The sequence below is a fragment of the Streptomyces sp. NPDC048361 genome, from assembly GCF_040651795.1.
Classification (GTDB): domain Bacteria; phylum Actinomycetota; class Actinomycetes; order Streptomycetales; family Streptomycetaceae; genus Streptomyces.
In genome coordinates, this window is the sequence record NZ_JBEZKW010000035.1 from 1 (window position 1) to 22,050 (window position 22,050).

Below are 22,050 nucleotides of genomic sequence, written 5' to 3' on the forward strand. Positions count from 1 at the left end.
TGGGGCTCCGCCCCAGACCCCGTTCGCGCCTGAAGGGCGCTCGTCCTCAATCGCCGGACCGGCTGAGGTTGCCTCGACTGGGCATCCTGTCAAGGTCAGCCCAGCCAGGGGCGCGGGGAACTGCGCGAGACGCGGGCACGGTCCGCAGACGGCCGACGTTTTTTTAGGGGCGCGGGGAACTGCGCGACCGGCCACGCGCGGTCCGCAAGCCGAAAGCCGGGCCCCCGAGGCACCCTGCCAAGGGCAATCCCACCAGGGGCGCGGGGAACTGCGCGGCCGGCCCCACGCCGACCCGCACCGGCACGCGCCGCGGCCCGGCCGCAGAGCCGGAGGGTGCCCGGCACCAGCGTCGCGAGGGGCGCAACGAATCGCCGCCATGGGGCGATCTTGCGCAACGAATCGGGCGGCCACACGCAACGCTGCCGCCTTGTCCGCCGCGAAGGGCGGAACGTACCGTCTAGTGACCCCCCGCCCCGCCCCCGCCGAGGACCGCCCATGCCCGCGTTGCGCACCGCCCTGCTCCAGAGCTCCGGCAGTCTTTCGGACGTCGCTGCGAACCTGACGACGCTGGACGAGGCGGCCGGGCGGGCGGCGGCGACCGGCGCCGGACTGATCGTCTGCCCCGAGCTGTTCCTCACCGGGTACGCCATCGGCGACGACATGGCCAAGCTGGCCGAGACCGCCGACGGCCCCTCCGCCGAGGCGATCGCCGCGATCGCCGTGCGTCACGGCCTGGCCGTCGTCTACGGCTACCCCGAGCGCGACGGCGACGCGGTCTACAACGCCGCCCAGCTCATCGCCCCCGACGGCACCCGCCTGGCGAACTATCGCAAGACCCACCTCTTCGGCGACTTCGAGCAGGCCGCGTTCACGCCGGGCGACCAGCCGGTCGTCCAGGCCGACCTGAACGGCCTCCGCGTCGGCATGATGATCTGCTACGACGTGGAGTTCCCCGAGAACGTACGGGCCCACGCGCTGGCCGGCACCGACCTCCTCCTCGTGCCCACGGCCCAGATGCACCCCTTCCAGTTCGTCGCCGAGTCCCTCGTGCCGGTCCGCGCCTTCGAGAACCAGCTGTACGTCGCGTACGTCAACCGGACCGGCCCCGAGGGCGAGTTCGAGTTCGTCGGACTGAGCTGTCTGGCCGGCCCGGACGGCGCCGCCCGCGCCCGCGCCGGACGCGGCACCGAGTTGGCCGTCGGCGACGTCGACCCCGAGTTCCTGGCCGCGTCGCGCGCCAACAACCCGTACCTGCGCGATCGCCGCCCCGGTCTCTACGCCTCCCTCGTCTGAGGCCGAACCCCCTAGCCCCAGAGCCCCCAGGGCCCGGAGCACCCCGAGCCCCGGCCACGAGGCCCCGCCCCTCAACTTCCGTACTGTGCAAGGAGTCCGTACCCCATGACGTCCACGGTGCCCACCGCCGTTCAGCACATCGACGAGCAGCCGCCCGTCACGATGTTCGGACCGGACTTCCCCTACGCGTACGACGACTTCCTCGCCCACCCGGCCGGGCTCGGCCAGATACCCGCGACCGAGCACGGCGCGGAGGTCGCGGTCATCGGTGGTGGCCTCTCCGGCATCGTCGCCGCGTACGAGCTGATGAAGATGGGCCTCAAGCCCGTCGTGTACGAGGCCGACCAGATCGGCGGCCGGCTGCGCACCGTCGGCTTCCCGGGCTGCGACCCGGAGCTCACCGCCGAGATGGGCGCCATGCGGTTCCCGCCGTGCTCCACCGCGCTCCAGCACTACATCGACCTGGTGGGCCTGGAGACCAAGCCGTTCCCCAACCCGCTCGCGCCGGACACCCCCTCCACGGTCGTCGACCTCAAGGGCGAGTCCCACTACGCGACCTCGGTCGACGAGCTGCCCGCCGTGTACCGCGAGGTCATGGACGCCTGGAACGCCTGTCTCGAAGAGGGCGCCGACTTCTCCGACATGAACCAGGCCATCCGTGAGCGCGACACCCCGCGCATCCGCGAGATCTGGGCCAAGCTCGTCGAGAAGTTCGACAACCAGACCTTCTACGGCTTCCTCTGCGACTCCGAGGCCTTCAAGTCCTTCCGGCACCGGGAGATCTTCGGCCAGGTCGGCTTCGGCACCGGCGGCTGGGACACCGACTTCCCCAACTCCATCCTGGAGATCCTGCGCGTCGTCTACACCGAGGCCGACGACCACCACCGCGGCATCGTCGGCGGCTCCCAGCAGCTCCCGACGCGGCTGTGGGAGCGCGAGCCGGCCAAGCTCGTGCACTGGGCGCCCGGCACCTCGCTCGCCTCGCTGCACGACGGCGCGCCTAAGCCGGCCGTGACGCGGCTGCACCGCACCGCGGGCAACCGCATCACCGTGACGGACGCCGACGGCGACATCCGCACCTTCCGCGCGGCGATCTTCACCGCGCAGTCCTGGATGCTGCTCTCCAAGATCGCCTGCGACGACTCGCTCTTCCCGATCGACCACTGGACGGCGATCGAGCGCACCCACTACATGGAGTCCTCGAAGCTCTTCGTCCCCGTCGACCGGCCCTTCTGGCTCGACAAGGACGAGGACACGGGCCGTGACGTCATGTCGATGACGCTCACCGACCGTATGACGCGCGGCACGTACCTGCTCGACAACGGCCCCGACAAGCCCGCCGTCATCTGCCTCTCCTACACGTGGTGCGACGACAGCCTCAAGTGGCTCCCGCTGTCGGCGAGCGAGCGCATGGAGGTCATGCTCAAGTCGCTCGGCGAGATCTACCCGAAGGTCGACATCCGCCGGCACATCATCGGCAACCCGGTCACGGTGTCCTGGGAGAACGAGCCGTACTTCATGGGCGCGTTTAAGGCGAACCTGCCCGGGCACTACCGCTACCAGCGCCGGCTCTTCACCCACTTCATGCAGGACGCGCTGCCCGAGGACAAGCGGGGCATCTTCCTCGCGGGCGACGACATCTCTTGGACGGCCGGCTGGGCCGAGGGCGCCGTGCAGACCGCGCTCAACGCGGTGTGGGGCGTCATGCACCACTTCGGCGGGACGACCGACGCGACCAACCCCGGTCCGGGCGACCTCTACGACTCGATCGCTCCGGTCGAGCTGCCCGAGGACTAGCCGCCTGGAGGTGGACGCGGCCGGTATCAGCCGGCGGTGAGCGGGGTCAGCAGACACCGGGTCACCAGGCCCACCGCCGCGTCCAACCGCTCCGTGAACTCCTCGGCCAACGAAGGGACTTCACGCAGCTGCCAGAGGACCTTCGCCGCCGACCACGAGGCGTCCCGCGCCCGGTCCAGGCTCCAGGACGCCAGCAGATGCGTCATGGGGTCGGCCACCTGGAACAGGTCGGGTCCGGGCATGAGTTCCTCCCTGGTCCGTTCCTCAAGAAGGGTCAGGGCGTCGCCCACCCGGTCGAAGTCCCGCTCCAGGGACGCGGGTTCACAGTCGAGGGCCCGGCAGCTGTCGACGAGGGCGAGCGTCAGATCGTGCCCGATGTGCGCGTTGATCCCGGCGAGGGCGAACTGGAGGGGACGTACGCCGGGATGGCGGCGGTACTGGAACAGCGGCCGCCAGCAGTCCGGTGGCCGCCGGCCGGCCGACGCCGCCTCCACGGCCGCGAGATAGCGTCCGGCGAACAGCACGTCCAAGGTGGCCGCCGCGCTCGGATCGGCGAAACCGCCCTGCGCGATGAGCCGGGAGATCTCCTCGGTCACCGTCAGATAGACGCGGTTGAAGACCGCGATACCGTCCCGGGCCGGCAGGTCGGCCCGCAGCGCCCGCATCCGCCGCACCACGGGATCGAGCGGACCGCCGAACCGTCGGGCGTGCTCCCTGGTTCCGGTCGGCGTCCCTGCGGTGGGCCTCCCCGCGGAGGGCGTCCATCCGGTGGGCGTCCATTCGGTCTGCGTCATGGGGGCAGCGTCCCAGCCCGCCGCCGTGCCCAGCACCGCCGGAAGGGGGCATGACCGGAACGGATGAATGCGCGGCGGTGACGCGTCCCGCCGGGGTGGCGAGGGGCTATGGCCGGCAGACACCCCCTGGCTAGCCCCGCTCCTTCCGCTCCCCCTCGTAGGACGAGGTGCCCGAATCGAGCAGCGGCTCCTGCTCCTTGAGGTGGGCCGGGGCCAGCGCGCGCAGCACGTGGTAGCCGGTGATGACGACGACCGTGCCCAGCGCGATCCCGCTGAGCTGGAAGTTGTCGGTGAACTTCAGCGTGACGTTGCCGATGCCGATGATGATGCCCGCGGCGGCCGGCACCAGGTTCAGCGGATTGCGCAGATCGACCTTGGCGTTGATCCAGATCTGCGCGCCGAGCAGCCCGATCATGCCGTACAGGATGACGGTGATGCCGCCGAGCACGCCGCCCGGGATCGCCGCGACGACCGCGCCGAACTTGGGGCACACGCCGAAGAGCAGCGCGAACCCGGCGGCCGCCCAGTACGCGGCGGTCGAGTAGACGCGGGTGGCGGCCATGACGCCGATGTTCTCGGAGTACGTGGTGTTCGGCGGCCCGCCGACGGCGGTCGACAGCATGGAGCCCGCGCCGTCCGCCGCGATGGCGGTGCCCAGCTTGTCGTCGAGGTTGGTGCCGGTCATCTCGCCGACGGCCTTCACATGGCCGGCGTTCTCGGCGATCAGGGCGATCACGACGGGCAGCGCGACGAGGATCGCGGACCACTCGAAGCTCGGGGCGTGGAAGGCGGGAAGCCCGATCCAGTCGGCCTTGCCGACGCCGGACAGGTCCAGGCGCCAGTGGTCCACGGCCTCCGCGCCGCCGTGGACCGAGTGGATCTTCCCGAAGACGCGGTCGAGCAGCCAGGAGATGCCGTACCCGAAGAGCAGCCCGAGGAAGATCGCGATCCGGGACCAGAAGCCGCGCAGACACACCACGGCCAGACCGGTGAAGGCCATGACGAGCAGCGCCGTCCACTGGTCCTGGGGCCAGTAGGTGGAGGCGGTGACCGGCGCCAGGTTGAAGCCGATCAGCATGACGACGGCGCCCGTGACGATGGGCGGCATCGCCGCGTGGATGATCCGTGCGCCGAACCGCTGCACCGCGAGGCCCACGAAGAAGAGCACCACGCCCACCACGAAGACCGCGCCGGTGACGGTCGCGCTGGTGCCGCCGGTGGCCCGGATCGCGGCGGCTACGCCCACGAAGGAGAGCGAGCAGCCGAGGTAGCTGGGCACCCGGCCCTTGGTGGCGAGCAGGAAGATGACCGTCGCGATGCCGGACATCATGATGGCGAGGTTGGGGTCGAGCCCCATGAGGATCGGCGAAACGAAGGACGCGCCGAACATCGCCACGACGTGCTGGGCGCCGAGGCCGACCGTGCGGGGCCAGGAGAGCCGTTCGTCGGGACGTACGACGGCTCCCGGAGCGGGGGTCCGCCCGTCGCCGTGCAAGGTCCAGCGCACGCCGAGGCGCATGGTCGCTCCAGTTCATCCGTGGGGCCGGTGATGCGATGCTTATGGCATCGAAAAGATCAGGCCAAATCCTAGTGCCGGATCATCGAGGTCCCGCACTGGAGGGAGCGGCCGGGCGTTGGGCTGCCCGCACGTCCGACGCACCCGCCGTGCCTCCGTATGCCCGAGGTATGCACGGCCGGGCACGTCCGGCGCAGCCGCCGTGCCCACACCTCCGACGCCCCCAAGGCCTCCGGCTGACCAGACGCACCCACCGACCCACCGGCTGTCAGACCGGCCGCACCGGTTCCGCGGATACGGACTCCGGCGTACGGGCCCCCGCCCGCAGCACCCGGGCCCCCGCCACCAGGCCGAGCGCGAGCACCGTCACCAGGCCGAACGAGACCACGAGGGAGGTCAGGTCGGCGATGCCGCCGATCGCGGACGGCGCCACCAGACCCGAGGTGTACGTGATCGTCGCGACGCCCGCGATGGCCTGGCTCGGGTTGGGCCCGCTGCGGCCGGCTGCGGCGAACGCGAGCGGCACCACGACGGCCACGCCCAGGCCGATGAGGCCGAACCCCGCGATCGCCACCGCCGGGCCCGGCGCGCTCACCACGAGCACGCCGCCCAGGGTGGCGAGGATGCCGCCGCCGCGTACCGTGCGTACCGCGCCGAAGCGGTCCACGCCCCGGTCGCCCAGGAGCCGGGCCACGGCCATGGTCAGGGTGAACGCGGTGGTGCAGGCCGCCGCTGTGCCGGCCGAGGTGTCGAGTACGTCGCGCAGGTAGACCGCCGACCAGTCCAGGCTCGCGCCCTCGGCGAACACCGCGCAGAACCCCACCATGCCGATGATCAGGGCCGACTTGGGCGGCAGCGCGAAGCGGGGCGGCGGCGCCTCGTCGGGCGCGCTGCGCAGATCCAGGACGCCCTGGCAGGCGGCGAGGCCGAGCAGGGTCAGCACGACGGCGGCGACCGTGTGGTGCAGCCGCGCGTCGGTCCCCAGGTGGGCGGCGAGGGTGCCGGCCGCCGAGCCGATCAGGGCGCCCGCGCTCCACATGCCGTGCAGGGAGGACATGATCGACCGGCCGAGCCGGTTCTCCGTCTCCACGCCGAGTGCGTTCATCGCCACGTCCGCCATGCCGGCGCTCGCCCCGTACACGAACAGGACGCCGCACAGGGTGTAGACGTTCGGCGCGAGCGCGGGCAGCGCGAGCGCAAGTGTCCACAGGGCGAGCAGCCCGCGCAGCGCGTTGCGCGCCCCGAACCGGTGGGTTATCGCGCCGGACAGCGGCATCAGGAGGGACGAGCCGATCGCAGGGAAGGCGAGAGCGAGGCCGAGCTGGCCCGCGGAGACCCCGGCGTGCTCCTGGATCCAGGGGACCCGGGTGGCGAAGTTGCCGGTGACCGCGCCGTGCACGCAGAAGACCGCGGCGACCGCGATCCTCGCCCGCTTCAACTGCCGTTGATCCAGAGCTGGTTGGGTAGTCATGGACCGGTTTCCCCTTCCCCTCCGCGGCGGCATCTCCGTCCGCCGGGCGTAAGCTATCAGGAACCCTGCCTGATAAATAGGACGGGTGACGATCCGCCCCCGGCGATCTGGAAGGATTCCCGGCATGCCCGCATCCCCGAGCACCGCCCGGGCCATCAACGACCGGCTCGCCCTGCGTCTGCTGCAGGACGAGGGCCCGTTGACGGCAGGCCAGCTGAAGAACCTCACCGGACTCTCCCGGCCCACCGTCGCCGATCTCGTCGAACGCCTCCAGGGCTCCGGGCTCGTCCACGTCGTGGGGGAGTCGGGCGCCGAGCGGCGCGGTCCCAACGCGCGGCTGTACGCGATCGTCGCCGACCGCGCCCATCTGGCGGCCCTGGACGTCCGCACCCACGGCGTCTCCCTCGTGGTCGCCGATCTGCTGGGCGCCACGCTGGCCGAGGCGACGCTGCCGGTGGAAGCGGGGACCGGGACGGAGCCCGCCGTCGAGCAGGTGGTGGCCCTCCTGGAGCGCACCGCGAAGGAGGCGGGCGCGGAGCGGCTGCACAGTGTCGCGGTCGGCGCCCCGGGCCTCATCGACCCGGCGAGCGGGGAGCTGCGCGACACCACCGGGCTGCCCGCCTGGCACCGCGAACTCGTCCGCGTACTAGCCGAGCGGCTTCCCGCCGCCGTCCTCGTGGAGAACGAGACCAACCTGGCGGCCGTGGCCGAGCAGCGGCTCGGCGCGGCGCGCGGGCAGGACACCTTCGCCCTGCTCTGGCTCGGCCAGGGGATCGGCGCGTCCCTCGTCCTGGACGGGAAGCTGCGCCGGGGCGCCTCCGGTGGCGCCGGCGAGATCGGATTCCTGCCGGTGCCGGGCACCAGCGGGCTGCCGTCCGCGACGAGCTGCGACGGCGGCTTCCACGAGCTGGTGCACACGGGTGCGGTGGCGCGGCTCGCCGCACGGCACGGCAGGACCCTCGGTGCGGAGGACGCCCTGCGCTCCGCCGACGGGCCCTTCCTCGACGCGCTGGCCGAGCGCATCGCCGTCGGCGCGGCGAGCGTGGTCGCGGTCCTAGACCCCGGTCTGATCGTGCTCGGGGGCGAACTGGGCCATGCGGGCGGGCAGTTGCTCGCCGCCCGCGTGCAGCGCCGGCTCGCGGCCCTGACCCCGCTGGTCACCGAGGTCAGACCGAGCGAACTGGGCGACGGCGCGGTGCTGGGTGGAGCCCTGCTGACCGCGAGGGACGCGGCTCAGGACGAGCTCTTCGCCCCAAAGGGCTGACGGCGCACAGAATGTGACGCCTCGTCAGGAGGGTGAAGCCCGACGGCGGCCAAGGGCCGGGAGACCGCCGCCGGGCGTCTGGGTGGGGGCCCGGATCAGCAGGCGCCGAGATCCTGCCAGACCCCCCAGTCACCGGTAGTACCCGGTTCTTCGCCCTTCGTCCACCACTTGGACTTCCAGGTGTGCGATTTGTACGAGACGGTCGTGCCGCCGCCGTACGACGCGCTGGCCGACCAGAGCCCGGCCGAGCACGTGGAGCCCGAAGGTGTGGGCGTGGGCGTGGGGCTGCCCGAGCCCGAGGGTGTGGGCGTGGGGCTGCCCGAGCCCGAAGGCGTCGAAGGCGTCGGGGTCGGGGTGGGCGTCGAGGCGCCCGGGTCGGTCACGGTCGTACCCCGGGTGTGGTCGCCGGCCAGCGCGTAGGTCTTGCCACCGAAGGTCACCGTCCAGTTCGAGGGGGTGGAAACCGGCAGGTAGTACACGAAGTCGAGGGTGACCGAGGCGCCCGGCGCCAGCGACTGCCAGCTCGGCAGTTTCAGCGAGACGCGGTTGTAGGCGCCCTTGAGCCCGCCGATGTTGTTGGCCGCCGTGTGGTCGCTGCGCACGATCGTCGTGCCGAAGCCGGACTGGTCCTTGGCGTTGGCCGGCGCGGAGGTGCCGTAGTCGAACTGGAACTCCGTGCCGCCGGGCAGCGTCGCCGTGGTGTTGTTGGTGAGGGTCACCTTGGGGCTGATGGGGTAGTTGGAGTCGCCGAGCGGGAACTGCCCGAAGTCCACACCGATGTTCAGCGCCTGGCTGGGCAGGTCGATCGTGGAGCGCTTGTTGCCGTACGGGGTGGCCGCCTTGAACTTGTCGTACATCGCGCTGGTGAGGGTCGAGCCCTGCTCGTACTGGCCCTTGGCGGCGTTCCACCCGTAGTCGCCGGCCAGCTCCCAGACCATGGTGCCGCCGATGCCCTGGCCCACCACGTAGTCGGCCTTGGCGTCCACGGACTGCTCGTCCTCGGTGGACAGGAAGACCTTCTTCTGGTCGTTCCACAGCCAGGGCGCCACCAGCGTCGAGTCGTAGTTGCGGACGTAGCTGCCGGTCAGCTTGGCAGTGGCGGGGAGCCCGTACTTCGTGACGTAGTCCCCGACGATCCCCTTCTCAAGGTTCTTCGCGTGCCACATCGGGTTGGAGCCGGCCGGGGCCTCCTTGCCGTTGGCGTCCAGGTCGTGCCACAGGTTGTCGATGCCGACCGCGCCGTCACCGCAGGTGGTGAGGCCCGCTCCGGCCGGGCAGGTGGTCGAGGGCGCCTTGCCCCACAGGCCGTTGGTGCCGCCCTGCACGTTCTCGAAGCCCCGGGTGTAGTACGGCAGGCCCATGTTGATGCGCCCGGCCGGCATGGAGCCGCGGAAGTAGTGGTAGGCCCAGTCGGCGTTCAGATAGCCGATCCCGCCGTACTGGGAGGTCGAATAGACCCCGGCGGCCGCGAGCTCCGCGTCCTTGCCGTCGTCGAAGAGGGAGGCGTTGGGGCCGACGTACTGGTTCCAGGCGCCGTGCAGGTCGTACGACATGATGTTGACGTAGTCCAGGTACTGCTGGACCTGGAAGGTCTCCATGCCGCGCAGCAGATAGCCCGAGGACGGCGCGGCGACGGACAGCAGATAGTGCTTGCCGTCGGCCGCCCCCGCGCGGTCGAGCTTCTCGCGCAGCGACTTCATCAGGGCCGCGTAGCCCTTGACGAGGCCGGCCCGGCGGGCGTTGGAGATGGTCAGGTCGAGCGGATTGCCCGCGTCCTTCATCGTCGTCGGGTACTCGTAGTCGATGTCGACGCCGTTGAAGCCGTACTTCTTGATGAAGGCGACCGCCGAGTCGGCGAAGGTGTCGACGCCGGCCTGGTTGACCGAGCCGTCCGCGTTGGTGGCCATCGCGTAGAAGCCGCCGGAGTCGACGCGCTTGCCGTCGTCACCGAAGTAGCCACCGGTCTCGGCCCAACCGCCCACGGAGATCAGGGCCTTGACGTTGGGGTGCTGCTTCTTGAACTTGTTGAGCAGGTTGAAGTGGCCCTTGTAGGGGAGCGAGGGGTCCATCTCGGCGCCCGCGACGCCCGGCCAGGTCATGCCGGTCGCCGCGTTCTTCTCGCTGTCGGAGCCGATGGAGATCTTGTTGTCCGAACCGACGTGCGCGAAGGCGTAGTTGAGGTGGGTGACCTTGTCCCACGGGATGTCGGAGGCGAGGTAGGCGGGCGTCCCGTCCTGACCGGTGCGCCACCCGGTGAAGTAACCGATGACCCGGCGCTGGTGGTCGGCGCCCATCTTCTCGCGGCCGTCGGTGTCGTACACCGAGCAGTACGGGACGTCGACGCCGGGCGTCTTGTAGAGCCCGTCGGGGCGACAGGCCTCGTTGTCGACGGCGGCCTGCGAGACACCGGTGGACAGCGAGCCGAACAGCAGCCCCGCGACCGCGGTGGCGGCCGTGAGCAGCGCGGCCCGGCTGCGGGTGCGTCTGGGGGTGGGCGAGAGCACGAGCGGGTTCCTCCTGGGAGGTGGGACGGAACACAACGAACAGGGCGGGGGTCGTGCGCGGCCCCGGCGTGCGCACACCGGCGGGCCTCTCCTCGGAGGTGACGCAGAGATTAAAAGGACTAGACCAGTGCGTCAATAGGTATGGACCAAAGGCGCAGGCCGCGGCTCGCATCCCGCAGGACCCCGGGCGGGGCGAGCGCGAGCCGCGGCTCCCCATCCCGCCCTACTTCAGGCACGGTGAGCGCAAGCCGTGGCTCGTGTCCCGCCGGACTTCAGGCGGAGGGCCACTCGAATCCGGCCATTCTGTGAGCCAGGCCACATCCGCTCACTCGCATGGCCTTCGAGCGGGCGTGGCACACTGGCCCTGTACCAGCAGCAGCGCACTCCGGGGTCGGTGTAATTCCGAACCGGCGGTTATAGTCCGCGACCCGTCCGCATCCAGCGGCCGGTTGATCAGGTGAAATTCCTGGACCGACGGTGAAAGTCCGGATGGGAGGCAGTGCGCGGCGGGCGGACCGTTTTCATGGTCGTGCCAGCCGTCTGTTACCGGTCGCCGTGCATGGCACCGGTCTCTTTCGGCCGTGGCGTGAGCTGTGCCGACGATTCCTTTGCCCGCTCTCTGTCGTCGTCGACAGGCCCCGGAGTCCGTGCCCGAAGAGGCAGGAGGACCCGGTGGCACCCACAGCCGACGCAGCCGCCATGCGCCGAGCCGTCGAGCTCGCGGCGCGCGGACTCGGCTCCACCAGCCCCAACCCCGTCGTCGGGTGCGTCATCACCGACGCCTCGGGCACGGTCGTGGGCGAGGGATTCCACCAGCGCGCCGGCGGCCCGCACGCCGAGGTCCACGCCCTCGCCGCGGCGGGCGACCAGGCCCGCGGCGGCACCGCCTACGTCACCCTCGAACCCTGCAACCACACCGGCCGCACCGGCCCCTGCGCGCAGGCGCTCATCGAGGCCGGCGTCACCCGCGTCCTGTACGCGGTCGCCGACCCGAACCCGCAGGCCACCGGCGGCGCCGACACCCTGCGCGCGGCCGGGATCCAGGTCGAGCACGGGCTGCTCGGCGCCGAGGCCGAGGCAGGCAACACCGCCTGGCTCACCTCCGTACGCCTGGGCCGCCCTCACATCACCTGGAAGTACGCCGCCACCCTCGACGGGCGCACCGCCGCCGCGGACGGCACCAGCCGCTGGATCACCTCCGCCGAGGCCCGCGCCGACGTCCACCGGCTGCGCGCCGAGTGCGACGCCGTGATCGTGGGATCCGGCACCGCCCGCACCGACGACCCGCACCTCGCCGTGCGCGGCATCGAGGGAGCAACCCAGCCGCTGCGCCTGGCGGTTGACACCAACGCCACCGCAGTCAAGCCCGGCGCCCGCATCCTCGACGACGCCGCGCCCACCCTGATCGCGGTCGCCGACGACGCCGACACGGCCCATCTGCCCGAGGCCGCGGTCCTGCGCCTTCCGCGCGCCGCCACCGGTCTGGACATCCCGGCGCTGCTCGGGGCCCTGCACGACCGGGGCGTGCGCTCCGTACTCCTCGAAGGCGGCCCGACCCTGGCCGGCGCCTTCGTCGCCGCGGGCGCCGTCGACCGGGTCGTCGGCTACCTCGCACCCGCCCTGCTCGGCGCAGGACCCACCGCGCTCGGCGACGCGGGAATCGCCACCATCACCGAGGCGTTGCGGCTCACCATCACCGAAGCCGTACGGATCGGCCCCGATCTGCGCATCGCCGCCACCCCACTCGCCGCCACCCCACTCGCCAAGGAGCGCTGAACGTGTTCACCGGAATCGTCGAAGAGCTGGGCGAAGTCGCCGCCATCGAGACCCTCGGTGACGCCTCCCGCTTCCGTCTGCGCGGCCCCCTCGTCACCGAAGGCGCCGGTCACGGCGACTCGATCGCCGTCAACGGGGTGTGTCTGACGGTCGTGGAGTTCGGCGACGGCGAGTTCACCGCCGACGTGATGGACGAGACGCTGAAGCGCTCCAGCCTCGGCGCCCTCCAGGTCGGCTCCCGGGTCAACCTGGAGCGGCCCATGGCCGTCGGCGGCCGCCTCGGCGGGCACATCGTGCAGGGCCACGTCGACGGCACCGGCACGGTCCTCGCCCGTACCCCCTCGGAGAACTGGGAGATCGTCAAGATCGCCCTGCCCGGCGAGCTCTCCAAGTACGTCGTGGAGAAGGGCTCCATCACCGTGGACGGCGTCAGCCTCACGGTCGTGGAAGCCGCCGCCGACTACTTCACCATCAGCCTCATCCCGACCACCCTCGCGCTGACCACGCTCGGCATCAAGCAGCCCGGCGACCCGGTCAACCTGGAGGTCGACGTCATCGCCAAGTACGTCGAGCGACTGCTCGGCGCAAGCCACGGGGGGACCGACAAGTGAGCGCAGTGAACTGGCTGAACGGCGAGGCCTTCACCCTCTTCGGGCAGCACATCAAGTGGTCGGACATGACCGGCAACACCATCGGCCTGATCGCCCTCGCGCTCGGCTGGCGCCGCTCCATATGGACCTGGCCCGCCCAGTTCGTCTCGGGCCTGATCCTGTTCGTGGCGTTCGCCGCCGGACACCTCTCCGGCAGCGCGGGCAAGCAGGTCGTGGTGATGGTCGTCGCGGCCGGCGGCTGGCTCGCCTGGACCCGGGGCAAGCAGCAGGCGCAGGACGGCTCCATCGCCGTACGGTTCGCGACCTGGCGCGAGCGGGCCTTCCTGCTCGGCGGCGCCGCCGTCGGCACGGTCGCCGTGGCCGGCCTGTTCACCGCCTACCCCGCCCTGTCGTGGGACCCGTGGCCCGACGCCTACGTCTTCGTCGGCACCATCGTCGCCATGTACGCCCAGGCCCGCGGCATGGTCGAGTTCTGGTTCGCCTGGCTCCTCGTCGACCTGGTGGGCGTCCCCCTCAACTTCGCCAACGGCTACGCCTTCTCCGGCTTCGTCTACGTCATTTACGGCGCGCTCGTCCTGTGGGGCATGCGCGACTGGTGGCTGCGCTCGCGCACGAGCGTCAAGCCCGTCCTGGAAGGAGCGACGGCATGACCACGCACGCACCCACCTGGTACTCCACCGACAACCGTGAGGACCTCTCCCTCGACCCCGTCGAGCAGGCGGTCCGCGACATCGCGGCCGGCCGTCCCGTGGTCGTCGTCGACGACGAGGACCGCGAGAACGAGGGCGACCTCGTCATCGCCGCCGAGAAGGCCACCCCCGAGATCATCGCGTTCATGATGAGCGAGTGCCGCGGACTGATCTGCGCGCCCATGGAGGGCGACGCCCTCGACCGGCTCGACCTGCCGCAGATGGTCGAGCACAACACCGAGTCGATGAAGACCGCCTTCACCGTCTCCGTCGACGCGACCGCCGCGCACGGCGTGAGCACCGGCATCTCCGCCGCCGACCGCGCCACCACGCTGCGCCTGCTCGCCGACAACCGCTCCGCCTCCGGCGACTTCGTCCGGCCCGGCCACATCTTCCCGCTGCGCGCCAAGCCCGGCGGTGTGCTCGTACGCAACGGCCACACCGAGGCCGCCGTCGACCTCGCCCGGCTCGCCGGGCTCGCCCCGGCCGGCGCCATCGTCGAGATCGCGGGCGAGGACGGCGTCATGCTGCGCCTGCCCGAACTCGTCCCCTTCGCCCGCAAGCACGGCCTGACGATCATCTCCATCGAGGACCTGATCGCCTACCGCCGCTCCGCCGAGCCGACCGTGCGCCGCGAGGCCGAGGTCCAACTGCCCACCGCGTCCGGCGAGTTCACGGCGTACGGCTACCGCTCCACGGTCGACGGCGTCGAGCACGTCGCCCTGGTCCACGGCTCCATCGGCGACGGCGAGGACGTCCTGGTGCGGGTCCACTCCGAATGCCTCACCGGCGACATCTTCAGCTCCCTGCGCTGCGACTGCGGCCCCCAGCTCCAGGCCTCCATGGAACGCATCACCGAGGCCGGCCGCGGCGTCGTGGTCTACCTGCGCGGCCACGAGGGCCGCGGCATCGGCCTGCTGTCCAAGCTGCGGGCGTACGAGCTCCAGGAGCGCGGCCGCGACACCCTCGACGCCAACCTGGAACTCGGCCTGCCCGCCGACGCCCGCGACTACGCCGCCGGCGCCCAGATCCTCACCGACCTCGGCGTGCACAGCCTGCGGCTCCTGACCAACAACCCCGACAAGATCACCGCGCTGGTCCGGCACGGCCTGACGGTCTCGGGCCGCGAGCCCATGCCCGTCCAGGCCGGCGAGCACAACCTGCGCTATCTGCGCACCAAGCGGGACCGCATGGGGCACGACCTGCCGTGGCTGGACGGCGCCCCGGCGCCCATGTCGGCCTGCGGCAACCAGTAACCACCAGTTCAGTTCAGCACACCGGAAACACCTGAACCAGAAACACCTGAAGGAGAGCACGTGAGTGGCAAGGGCGCACCCGAACTGTCCGTACGCAACTGCGGAGACCTCCGTGTCGCCGTGGTCGCGGCACAGTGGCACGAGAAGGTGATGGACGGACTCGTCGACGGCGCCCTGCGCGCCCTGCACGAGCTCGGCATCGACGAGCCGACCCTGCTGCGCGTCCCCGGCAGCTTCGAACTGCCGGTCGTGGCGAAGGTCCTCGCGGGCCGCGGCTACGATGCCGTCGTCGCGCTCGGCGTTGTCATCAGGGGCGGCACCCCGCACTTCGAGTACGTGTGCCAGGGTGTCACCCTCGGCCTCACCCAGGTCACCGTGGACACCGGCGTACCCGTCGGATTCGGCGTGCTGACCTGCGACACCGAGGAGCAGGCCCTGGACCGGGCCGGCCTCGAAGGGTCGAACGAGGACAAGGGGCACGAAGCGGTCACCGCCGCCGTCGCCACCGCGGCCACGCTGCGCACGGTCAGCGAACCCTGGCGCTGAGCGACCGGAAACCACCCCTTACCCTAAGAAGCATCATGGCGAACAAACCCTCCAAGAGCTTCGAAGAGCTCTTCACCGAGCTCCAGCTCAAGGCCGTCAACGGCGACCCGTCCACCTCCCGCACCGCCGAGCTGGTGGGCAAGGGCGTGCATGCCATCGGCAAGAAGGTCGTCGAGGAGGCCGCCGAGGTCTGGATGGCCGCCGAGTACGAGGGCAAGGAAGCCGCCGCCGAGGAGATCTCGCAGCTGCTGTACCACGTCCAGGTGATGATGGTCGCGCGCGGGATCTCCCTCGACGACGTCTACGCCCACCTCTGAGCACACCCTTCGTCAGGCACACCGGCCCGCACCAGCGGGACCACTCCGTGCACATCTCCGTACACAAAGGAAGCCGACCTCATGCTGCGCATCGCCGTCCCCAACAAGGGTTCACTCTCCGGGCCTGCGTCGGCGATGCTCCATGAGGCCGGCTACCGGATGCGCAAGGAGTCGAAGGAGCTCGTCACCGTCGACCCCGTCAACGAGGTCGAGTTCTTCTACCTGCGCCCCAAGGACATCGCGATCTACGTGTCCGCGGGCAAGCTCGACATCGGCATCACCGGCGAGGACCTGCTGATCGACTCCGGCGCCGAAGCCGAGGTCATCCTGCCGCTCGGCTTCGCCCGCTCCACCTTCCGCTTCGCCGCGAAGCCCGGCACCGTCGCCTCCGTCGAGGATCTGGCGGGCAAGACGATCGCCACCTCCTACGAGGGCATCGTCGGCAAGTACCTCGCCGAGGCCGGCGTGAAGGCCTCCGTGGTACACCTCGACGGCGCCGTGGAGACCGCGATCGAGCTGGGCGTCGCCGAGGCCATCGCGGACGTCGTGGAGACCGGCACCTCGCTGCGCAACGCGGGCCTCGAAGTCTTCGGCGAGCCGATCATGAAGTCCGAGGCGGCCGTCATCCGCCGTACGGGCGCCGCGACCGACGGCGCCGCACAGCTGAAGGTCGAGCAGTTCCTGCGCCGCCTCCAGGGCGTCCTGGTGGCCCGCAGCTACGTGATGATGGACTACGACTGCCGCGCCGAGCACCTGGAGCGGGCCGTCGCGCTCACCCCCGGTCTCGAATCGCCGACGATCTCCCCGCTGCACAACGAGGGCTGGGTCGCCGTCCGCTCGATGGTCCCCGCCAAGGACTCCCAGCGGGTCATGGACGACCTGTACGAGCTGGGCGCCCGCGCCATCCTCACCACGGCCATCCACGCCTGCCGCCTCTGACACCGGGCCCGGCCGCCGACGGCACCGCCGGCGGCCGCGGCCGCACGACAGCTCCGCAGGCGACAGCACCGCAGACGACAGCACCGCAGACGACAGCGACGAAAGCGAACGACACCGTGTCCGCCCCCGCACCCCAACCGCCCGGCCTGCCGGTCACGTTCAGGCCGACCGTCACCCGCGCGGTCCTCCTGACCAGCGCGGCCGTCATGTTCGTCGCCATGACAGCGATGTCGCTGCTCCTGGAGACCCTCAACGGGGGCGAGCGGGGCAGCTTCATCCTGATGGCCGCCCTGTTCGCCGCGGTGCTCGTGCTGCTCAGCCGCCCCAAGGTCGTCGCCGACGACCATGGCGTCACCGTGGTCAATCTCACCGGCAGGCGCCGCCTCGCCTGGGCGGAGATCCTGCGGGTCAACCTCCGGCAGGGCGACCCCTGGGTCTTCCTCGACCTCAGTGACGGCACCAGCCTGCCCGTCCTCGGCATCCAGCCGGCGAGCGGCAGGGCACGGGCGATACGCGACGCCAAGGCGCTGCGCGCGCTCGCGGAAACCCACGGCACCCGAACCGATTCACCCGGCACGGCTCACGACAACGGCTGAGCCCGCTGCCCCACGCGGCACCATCTTGATTACCCTGATGTCGGCGGCGCCGAGCGCGCCCCGCCCCGCACACGAGCCTGCACCATCGGCCGCGGGGCCACCTGCGACCCGAGGAGTGACTCCCTCCAGCGATGGACGGATCGTCCGGTAGTACCTGCGCCGCCCCCTCCCAGGAGGCGGCGGCATGACCATCTCACTCGTGCTGCTCTGTGCGGCATTCCTTCTCATCCTCGCCAACGGCTTCTTCGTGGCGGCCGAATTCGGCCTGGTCACCGTCGACCGGCCGGACGCCGAGCGCGCCGCCGCCGAAGGCGACCGCAGGGCCCGCACCGTGGTGCGCGCCCTGCGCGAGCTGTCCTTCCAGCTCTCCGGGACCCAGCTCGGCATCACCATCACCTCGCTCGTCGTCGGCATGCTCGCCGAGCCCGCGCTCGCGGATCTGCTCGACGGGCCCATCGGCGCCACCGGGCTGCCGGCCGGCGCGGTCTCCGGCATCAGCGTCGTGCTCGGCATGCTGCTCGCAGCCGCCGTGCAAATGGTGATCGGAGAACTCGTACCGAAGAACTGGGCGGTCTCCAAGCCGCTCCAGGTCGCCCGCTTCGTGGCCGGACCCCAGGACCGCTTCTCGCGGCTGTTCCGGCCGGTGATCGCGCTGCTCAACACCGTCGCCAACCGTTTGGTGCGGGCGCTCGGCGTGGAGCCCGCCGACGAGCTGGCCTCCGCCCGCACCCCCGGCGAACTGGTCTCCCTGGTGAAGCACTCCGCCCAGGCCGGCGCCCTGGAACAGGACACCGCCGACCTCTTCGTACGGACCCTCTCGCTCGGCCACCTCACCGCGGAGAACGTGATGACCCCCCGCGTCAAGGTCAGCGCCCTGCAGACCACGGCCACCGCCGCCGACGTCCTCAACCTCACCCGCGCCACCGGCCTCTCCCGCTTCCCCGTCTACCGGGAGCGGATCGACGAGGTCGTCGGCATGGTCCACCTCAAGGACGCGCTCGCGGTGCGCCCCGATGAGCGGCTGCGCACCGCGGTCGGTCTGATCGCCGTGCCGCCGCTGCTCGTTCCGCAGACGCTGCCCGTGCAGCAGCTCCTGGGGCGGCTGCGCAGCGAGCAGCCGATCGCCGTCGTCGTCGACGAGTACGGGGGCACCGCCGGCGTCGTCACCCTGGAGGACATCGTCGAGGAGCTGGTCGGCGAGGTGCGCGACGAGCACGACGGCGTGGACGCCGGACGGCCCGAGCTCGCCGCGGTGGCGGCCGAGGACGGCAGGCCCGCCTGGGAGGCCGACGGCAGCTGCCGCGTCCTCCACCTGGGCCGGATAGGTCTCGAAGCGCCCGAGGGGCCCTACGAGACCGTCGCCGGGCTCGTCGCGGACCTGCTCGGCCGCATCCCGGTCCCCGGCGACCGGGTGGAGCTGCCCGGCTGGCGCATCCAGGTCCGTCAGGTCGAGCGGTACCGCGCGGAGCGGGTGCGCTTCGTGCGCGCCGCCGAGGCACCCATGGCGGAGGCCACCCGATGAGCGTGCTCCAACTTCTGTTCGCGCTGCTGCTCGTGCTCGCCAACGGTTTCTTCGTCGGCGCCGAATTCGCACTGGTCTCCGTGCGCCGCAGCCAGATCGAACCGCTCGCCGCCTCCTCCGCGCGCGCCCGCCAGGTGCTGCACGGCCTGGAGAACCTGCCGCAGATGATGGCCGCCGCCCAATTCGGCATCACCATCTGCTCGTTGACCCTCGGCGCGGTCGCCGAGCCGACCGTGGCCAAGCTCCTGGAGCCGGTGTTCCATGCGGCCGGGCTCCCCGAGGGCCTGGTCCACCCGCTCGGCTACGTCATCGCGCTGGCGCTGGTGGTCTCGCTCCACCTCGTCATCGGCGAGATGGTCCCGAAGAACCTGGCGATGGCGGCGCCCGAGAGGACCGCGCTGTGGTTCAGCCCGGGCCTGGTCGCCTTCGCCCGGGTCTGCAAGCCGGTGACGATCGCGCTCGGCGCCTGTGCGCGCCTGATCCTCAGGCTGTTCCGGGTCGAGCCCAAGGACGAGGTGGAGGCCGTCTTCACCAGCGTCCAGCTCGGCCGTCTTGTCGAGGACTCCGGCCAGGCCGGGCTCCTGGAGCCCGAGGCGCAGGAACGCCTGGAGGACGCCCTCGAACTGGGCAGCCGCCCGGTCACCGACGTCCTGCTCGACCGGGCCTCCCTGGTCACGGTGGGATGCGCGGTCACGCCGAGAGAGCTGGAGGAGCTGACGGTACGCACCGGGTTCTCCCGCTTCCCGGTGTGCGCCGAGGGCGGCGCTCCCGGTGCTTCCGGTGCCTTCGGTGCCTTCATGGGGTTTCTCCACGTCAAGGACGTACTCGACGTGGAGGAGCGGGAGCGCGCGGTGCCGCAGCAGCTGTGGCGCCCGCTCGCCACCGTGCGGGCCGAACTGCCCCTGGACGATGCCCTCACCGTGATGCGCCGCGCGGCCACCCACCTCGCCCAGGTCATCGACGGATCGGGCCGCGTGCTCGGCCTCGTCGCCCTGGAGGACATGCTGGAGATGCTGGTGGGCGAGGTCCGCGACCCCGCGCACCGCGAGGAGCCCACCGCGCTGACGCGGCTCGCCGAGCCCCGCGGCGAACAGGCACAGCAGGCGCTCGCGGGCTGACTAGAGCGGTGGTTCCTGGGGGTCGCGGCGGGTGGGGCCGCGACCCGACAGGACCTCTCCGTAGGCCTGCATCAGATCGGGCAGCCGCAGCGTCGAGAGGTCGTCCCGGGTCGGCGTCGTCGGATACATCGACAGCCTCAGGTCCCGGTAGGCGCAGCTCTTCTCGTACAGGGTGCGCAGGAAGCGGCCGTTGCCCAGCTCGTCGATCCAGCCCTGGTCGATGACGTGTCCGCTGATGGAGCGCAGCTCGTCGAGGGCTTCCTCGTCCCACGCGTCGCCGTTCTCGGCGGCGAGGACCTCGCCGATCGACGTCAGCTCCAGGGGGCGGTAGGAGGGGAAGTCGACGCGGGTGGTGAAGCGGGAGGAGAGGCCCGGGTTGGTGGCGAGCAGCCGGTCCATGCCCTCGGGGTAGCCGGCGAGGATGACCACGAGATGGTCGCGGTTGTCCTCGGCGCGTTTGAGGAGTACCTGGAGCGCCTCGTCGCCGTATGCGTCGCCCTTGCTGTAGCCGGAGTTGGAGAGCGAGTACGCCTCGTCGACGAAGAGCACACCACCCAGCGCCGAGTCGATCAGCTCGTTGGCCTTGACGGCGGTCTGGCCGAGGAACTCACCTACCAGATCGGCTCGTTGGGCTTCCACCAGGTGGTCGCCGCCGAGCAGCCCAAGGGCGTAGAAGACCCGGCCGAGGATGCGGGCCACGGTGGTCTTGCCGGTGCCGGAGGGGCCGGAGAAGACAAAGTGACGTTTCGGCGGCTGGACAGGTAACCCCTGACTGGCTCTGAGCCGCGCCATGTTGAGCTGCGCGGAGAGCGCCTTGACCTGACGCTTGACCGGTTCGAGGCCGACCATCCGCTCCAGCTCGGCCAGCGCTTCGGCGAGCAGCACCGAGTCGGTGGGCCCGGCCGGGAACCGCGGGGCGCCGGGCTGCGCCGGAACGCCCGGTTTGTCCCGTACACCGTCACGGCCGGGGCCGGCCGGACCGGCCAGCGGTGTCTGGGGCTCACCGAGGAGTCTCAGCTCGCGGCCGTCGGGCTGGTCGAGCCCGGGGATGGTCTCGGCCTCCGCCTCCACGGTGTCGCCGAAGCCGGACAGGGCGACCGCGGCGAGGTCGGGGGGATCCTCGGAGCCGTCGAACCCGTCGTTCTCGGTGATCGCGGTGAGCCGGGCCGCGGTGTCCATGAACGCCGGGTCGACGCGGTGCACCGCCCGGTACAGGGGCAGGGCGGCGGCCGAGCGTCCGGTGCCCTCGTGGGCGCGGGCCAGCCAGTAGCGCAGCTCCTTGCGCTGGGGCTGTTCGCTGCGGCAGCGCATCAGGGCTGCGGAGAGCAGGGGTTCCGCCTGGCCGAACATGTCGAGGCGGACCCGGGCCATGCCGCCGAACAGGCCCGCCTCGATGCCGAGCAGCGGATCGTTCACCAACGGCTCGGTATGGCGCACCAGTTGTTCCCAGTCCTTGACCAGGTAGGCGCGGCAGGCGTGCAGGAACCGCACCTGGGGGTCGGCGTCGACGGGCGGCAGCCCCGCCAACGCCCGGTCCAGCTCGGGCACATGGCGACCGTCCAGCCAGTGCGAGGCGTGCGCCAGGAGCAGATCGCGCGGGCTCTCCAGGACCGGCTGCACCCACCAGCCCAGCCAGTACCAGGAGTTGAGGGTTCGGCGGTGGCTCGCGCGCTGCTCGCCGAAACGTTCGCGGTGGCGATACATGCGCAGCAGCGCGGTGGTGGTGTCCACGCGCAGGGCGTGGAGTCCGAGCCAGCCGTCCGCCATCGAGGGGTCGAGCCGCACGGCCGTGCGGAACTCCTCCTCGGCCTGCGGATACGCGCCCATCGTGTAGGCGTCCACCCCGCGCAGCCAGGCGAGATCGGCCGGGGCGTGCGCGCCCGTAGTGCCGAAGTCCATCACGTCCCCCACACCGTGCCCCGTGCTGAACCGCCAATTCGCCCAAGGGAATTGACGGGAGTTGACCGCACCGAGGGCATCGTACCTGCGAGAAGGCCCCCTGCCGTAGGGGGCGCGGAGGGGGCATTGATGGTGACCGAGG

The 22,050-nt window shown here is 71.3% G+C and carries 18 protein-coding genes and 1 riboswitch; of the genes, 13 read left to right on the forward strand and 5 right to left on the reverse strand.

The window, feature by feature from the left end; genetic code table 11:
• Positions 1–495 precede the first annotated feature (495 nt).
• Both AB0D31_RS20685 and AB0D31_RS20690 read left to right on the forward strand, forming a co-directional pair.
• The gene (locus tag AB0D31_RS20685) at positions 496–1,293 is read left to right on the forward strand and encodes a carbon-nitrogen hydrolase family protein (RefSeq protein WP_362724974.1); all 798 of its coding nucleotides are present in this window, start codon (positions 496–498) and stop codon (positions 1,291–1,293) included.
• Between the two features lie 105 nt (positions 1,294–1,398).
• Positions 1,399–3,090 (forward strand): NAD(P)/FAD-dependent oxidoreductase, encoded by a 1,692-nt coding sequence (locus tag AB0D31_RS20690; protein WP_362724977.1) that lies wholly within the window; start codon positions 1,399–1,401, stop codon positions 3,088–3,090.
• A 26-nt stretch (positions 3,091–3,116) separates the two neighbouring features.
• Here AB0D31_RS20690 and AB0D31_RS20695 read toward each other — a convergent pair whose 3' ends face one another.
• The 3 genes from AB0D31_RS20695 to AB0D31_RS20705 all read right to left on the reverse strand — a co-directional run bounded on the left by AB0D31_RS20695 (position 3,117) and on the right by AB0D31_RS20705 (position 6,871).
• Positions 3,117–3,884: a DUF5995 family protein gene (locus AB0D31_RS20695; RefSeq protein ID WP_362724979.1), complete on the reverse strand. Its 768-nt coding sequence runs from the start codon at positions 3,882–3,884 to the stop codon at positions 3,117–3,119.
• A gap of 130 nt (positions 3,885–4,014) precedes the next feature.
• The gene (locus AB0D31_RS20700) at positions 4,015–5,403 is read right to left on the reverse strand and encodes a solute carrier family 23 protein (protein ID WP_362724982.1); all 1,389 of its coding nucleotides are present in this window, start codon (positions 5,401–5,403) and stop codon (positions 4,015–4,017) included.
• A gap of 265 nt (positions 5,404–5,668) precedes the next feature.
• Entirely contained in the window at positions 5,669–6,871 is a 1,203-nt protein-coding gene (locus tag AB0D31_RS20705) for an MFS transporter (protein WP_362724985.1), read from the reverse strand.
• Positions 6,872–6,995: 124 nt separating this feature from the next.
• On the opposite strand from AB0D31_RS20705, the gene AB0D31_RS20710 reads away from it, so the two are divergent.
• The gene (locus AB0D31_RS20710; protein WP_362724988.1) at positions 6,996–8,135 is read left to right on the forward strand and encodes an ROK family transcriptional regulator; all 1,140 of its coding nucleotides are present in this window, start codon (positions 6,996–6,998) and stop codon (positions 8,133–8,135) included.
• 95 nt (positions 8,136–8,230) lie between these two features.
• Here AB0D31_RS20710 and AB0D31_RS20715 read toward each other — a convergent pair whose 3' ends face one another.
• Positions 8,231–10,639 (reverse strand): chitinase C-terminal domain-containing protein, encoded by a 2,409-nt coding sequence (locus AB0D31_RS20715; protein ID WP_362724991.1) that lies wholly within the window; start codon positions 10,637–10,639, stop codon positions 8,231–8,233.
• Positions 10,640–11,015: 376 nt separating this feature from the next.
• A riboswitch (FMN riboswitch) is annotated at positions 11,016–11,146 on the forward strand.
• Positions 11,147–11,311: 165 nt separating this feature from the next.
• On the opposite strand from AB0D31_RS20715, the gene ribD reads away from it, so the two are divergent.
• The 10 genes from ribD to AB0D31_RS20765 all read left to right on the forward strand — a co-directional run bounded on the left by ribD (position 11,312) and on the right by AB0D31_RS20765 (position 20,009).
• Positions 11,312–12,415: a bifunctional diaminohydroxyphosphoribosylaminopyrimidine deaminase/5-amino-6-(5-phosphoribosylamino)uracil reductase RibD gene (ribD, locus tag AB0D31_RS20720; protein ID WP_362724993.1), complete on the forward strand. Its 1,104-nt coding sequence runs from the start codon at positions 11,312–11,314 to the stop codon at positions 12,413–12,415.
• A 2-nt stretch (positions 12,416–12,417) separates the two neighbouring features.
• Positions 12,418–13,026, forward strand: coding sequence for a riboflavin synthase (locus tag AB0D31_RS20725; RefSeq protein ID WP_362724996.1), 609 nt, complete (start codon positions 12,418–12,420; stop codon positions 13,024–13,026).
• 5 nt (positions 13,027–13,031) lie between these two features.
• A complete protein-coding gene (locus tag AB0D31_RS20730; protein WP_328315296.1) occupies positions 13,032–13,676 on the forward strand; it encodes a nicotinamide mononucleotide transporter family protein in 645 nt (214 codons plus the stop codon).
• Positions 13,673–14,971 carry a bifunctional 3,4-dihydroxy-2-butanone-4-phosphate synthase/GTP cyclohydrolase II gene (locus AB0D31_RS20735; RefSeq protein ID WP_362724998.1) on the forward strand — a complete coding sequence of 433 codons (1,299 nt, stop codon included), beginning with the start codon at positions 13,673–13,675 and terminating at the stop codon, positions 14,969–14,971. The genes AB0D31_RS20730 and AB0D31_RS20735 overlap by 4 nt, the downstream gene beginning before the upstream one ends.
• 60 nt (positions 14,972–15,031) lie before the next feature.
• The gene (ribH, locus tag AB0D31_RS20740; protein WP_362725001.1) at positions 15,032–15,517 is read left to right on the forward strand and encodes a 6,7-dimethyl-8-ribityllumazine synthase; all 486 of its coding nucleotides are present in this window, start codon (positions 15,032–15,034) and stop codon (positions 15,515–15,517) included.
• A 35-nt stretch (positions 15,518–15,552) separates the two neighbouring features.
• Positions 15,553–15,834, forward strand: a complete 282-nt coding sequence (locus tag AB0D31_RS20745; RefSeq protein WP_362725004.1) for a phosphoribosyl-ATP diphosphatase — start codon at positions 15,553–15,555, stop codon at positions 15,832–15,834.
• 81 nt (positions 15,835–15,915) lie between these two features.
• Positions 15,916–16,773: an ATP phosphoribosyltransferase gene (gene hisG, locus AB0D31_RS20750; RefSeq protein WP_362725007.1), complete on the forward strand. Its 858-nt coding sequence runs from the start codon at positions 15,916–15,918 to the stop codon at positions 16,771–16,773.
• Positions 16,774–16,889: 116 nt separating this feature from the next.
• On the forward strand, positions 16,890–17,369 hold the full coding sequence (locus AB0D31_RS20755; protein ID WP_362725010.1) for a PH domain-containing protein: 480 nt from the start codon (positions 16,890–16,892) through the stop codon (positions 17,367–17,369).
• 184 nt (positions 17,370–17,553) lie between these two features.
• The gene (locus AB0D31_RS20760) at positions 17,554–18,891 is read left to right on the forward strand and encodes a hemolysin family protein (protein WP_362725013.1); all 1,338 of its coding nucleotides are present in this window, start codon (positions 17,554–17,556) and stop codon (positions 18,889–18,891) included.
• Complete coding sequence (locus AB0D31_RS20765) at positions 18,888–20,009, forward strand: hemolysin family protein (RefSeq protein ID WP_362725016.1); 1,122 nt, start codon at positions 18,888–18,890, stop codon at positions 20,007–20,009. The genes AB0D31_RS20760 and AB0D31_RS20765 overlap by 4 nt, the downstream gene beginning before the upstream one ends.
• Here AB0D31_RS20765 and AB0D31_RS20770 read toward each other — a convergent pair whose 3' ends face one another.
• A complete protein-coding gene (locus AB0D31_RS20770; RefSeq protein ID WP_362725019.1) occupies positions 20,010–21,908 on the reverse strand; it encodes an AAA family ATPase in 1,899 nt (632 codons plus the stop codon).
• Positions 21,909–22,050 lie beyond the last annotated feature (142 nt).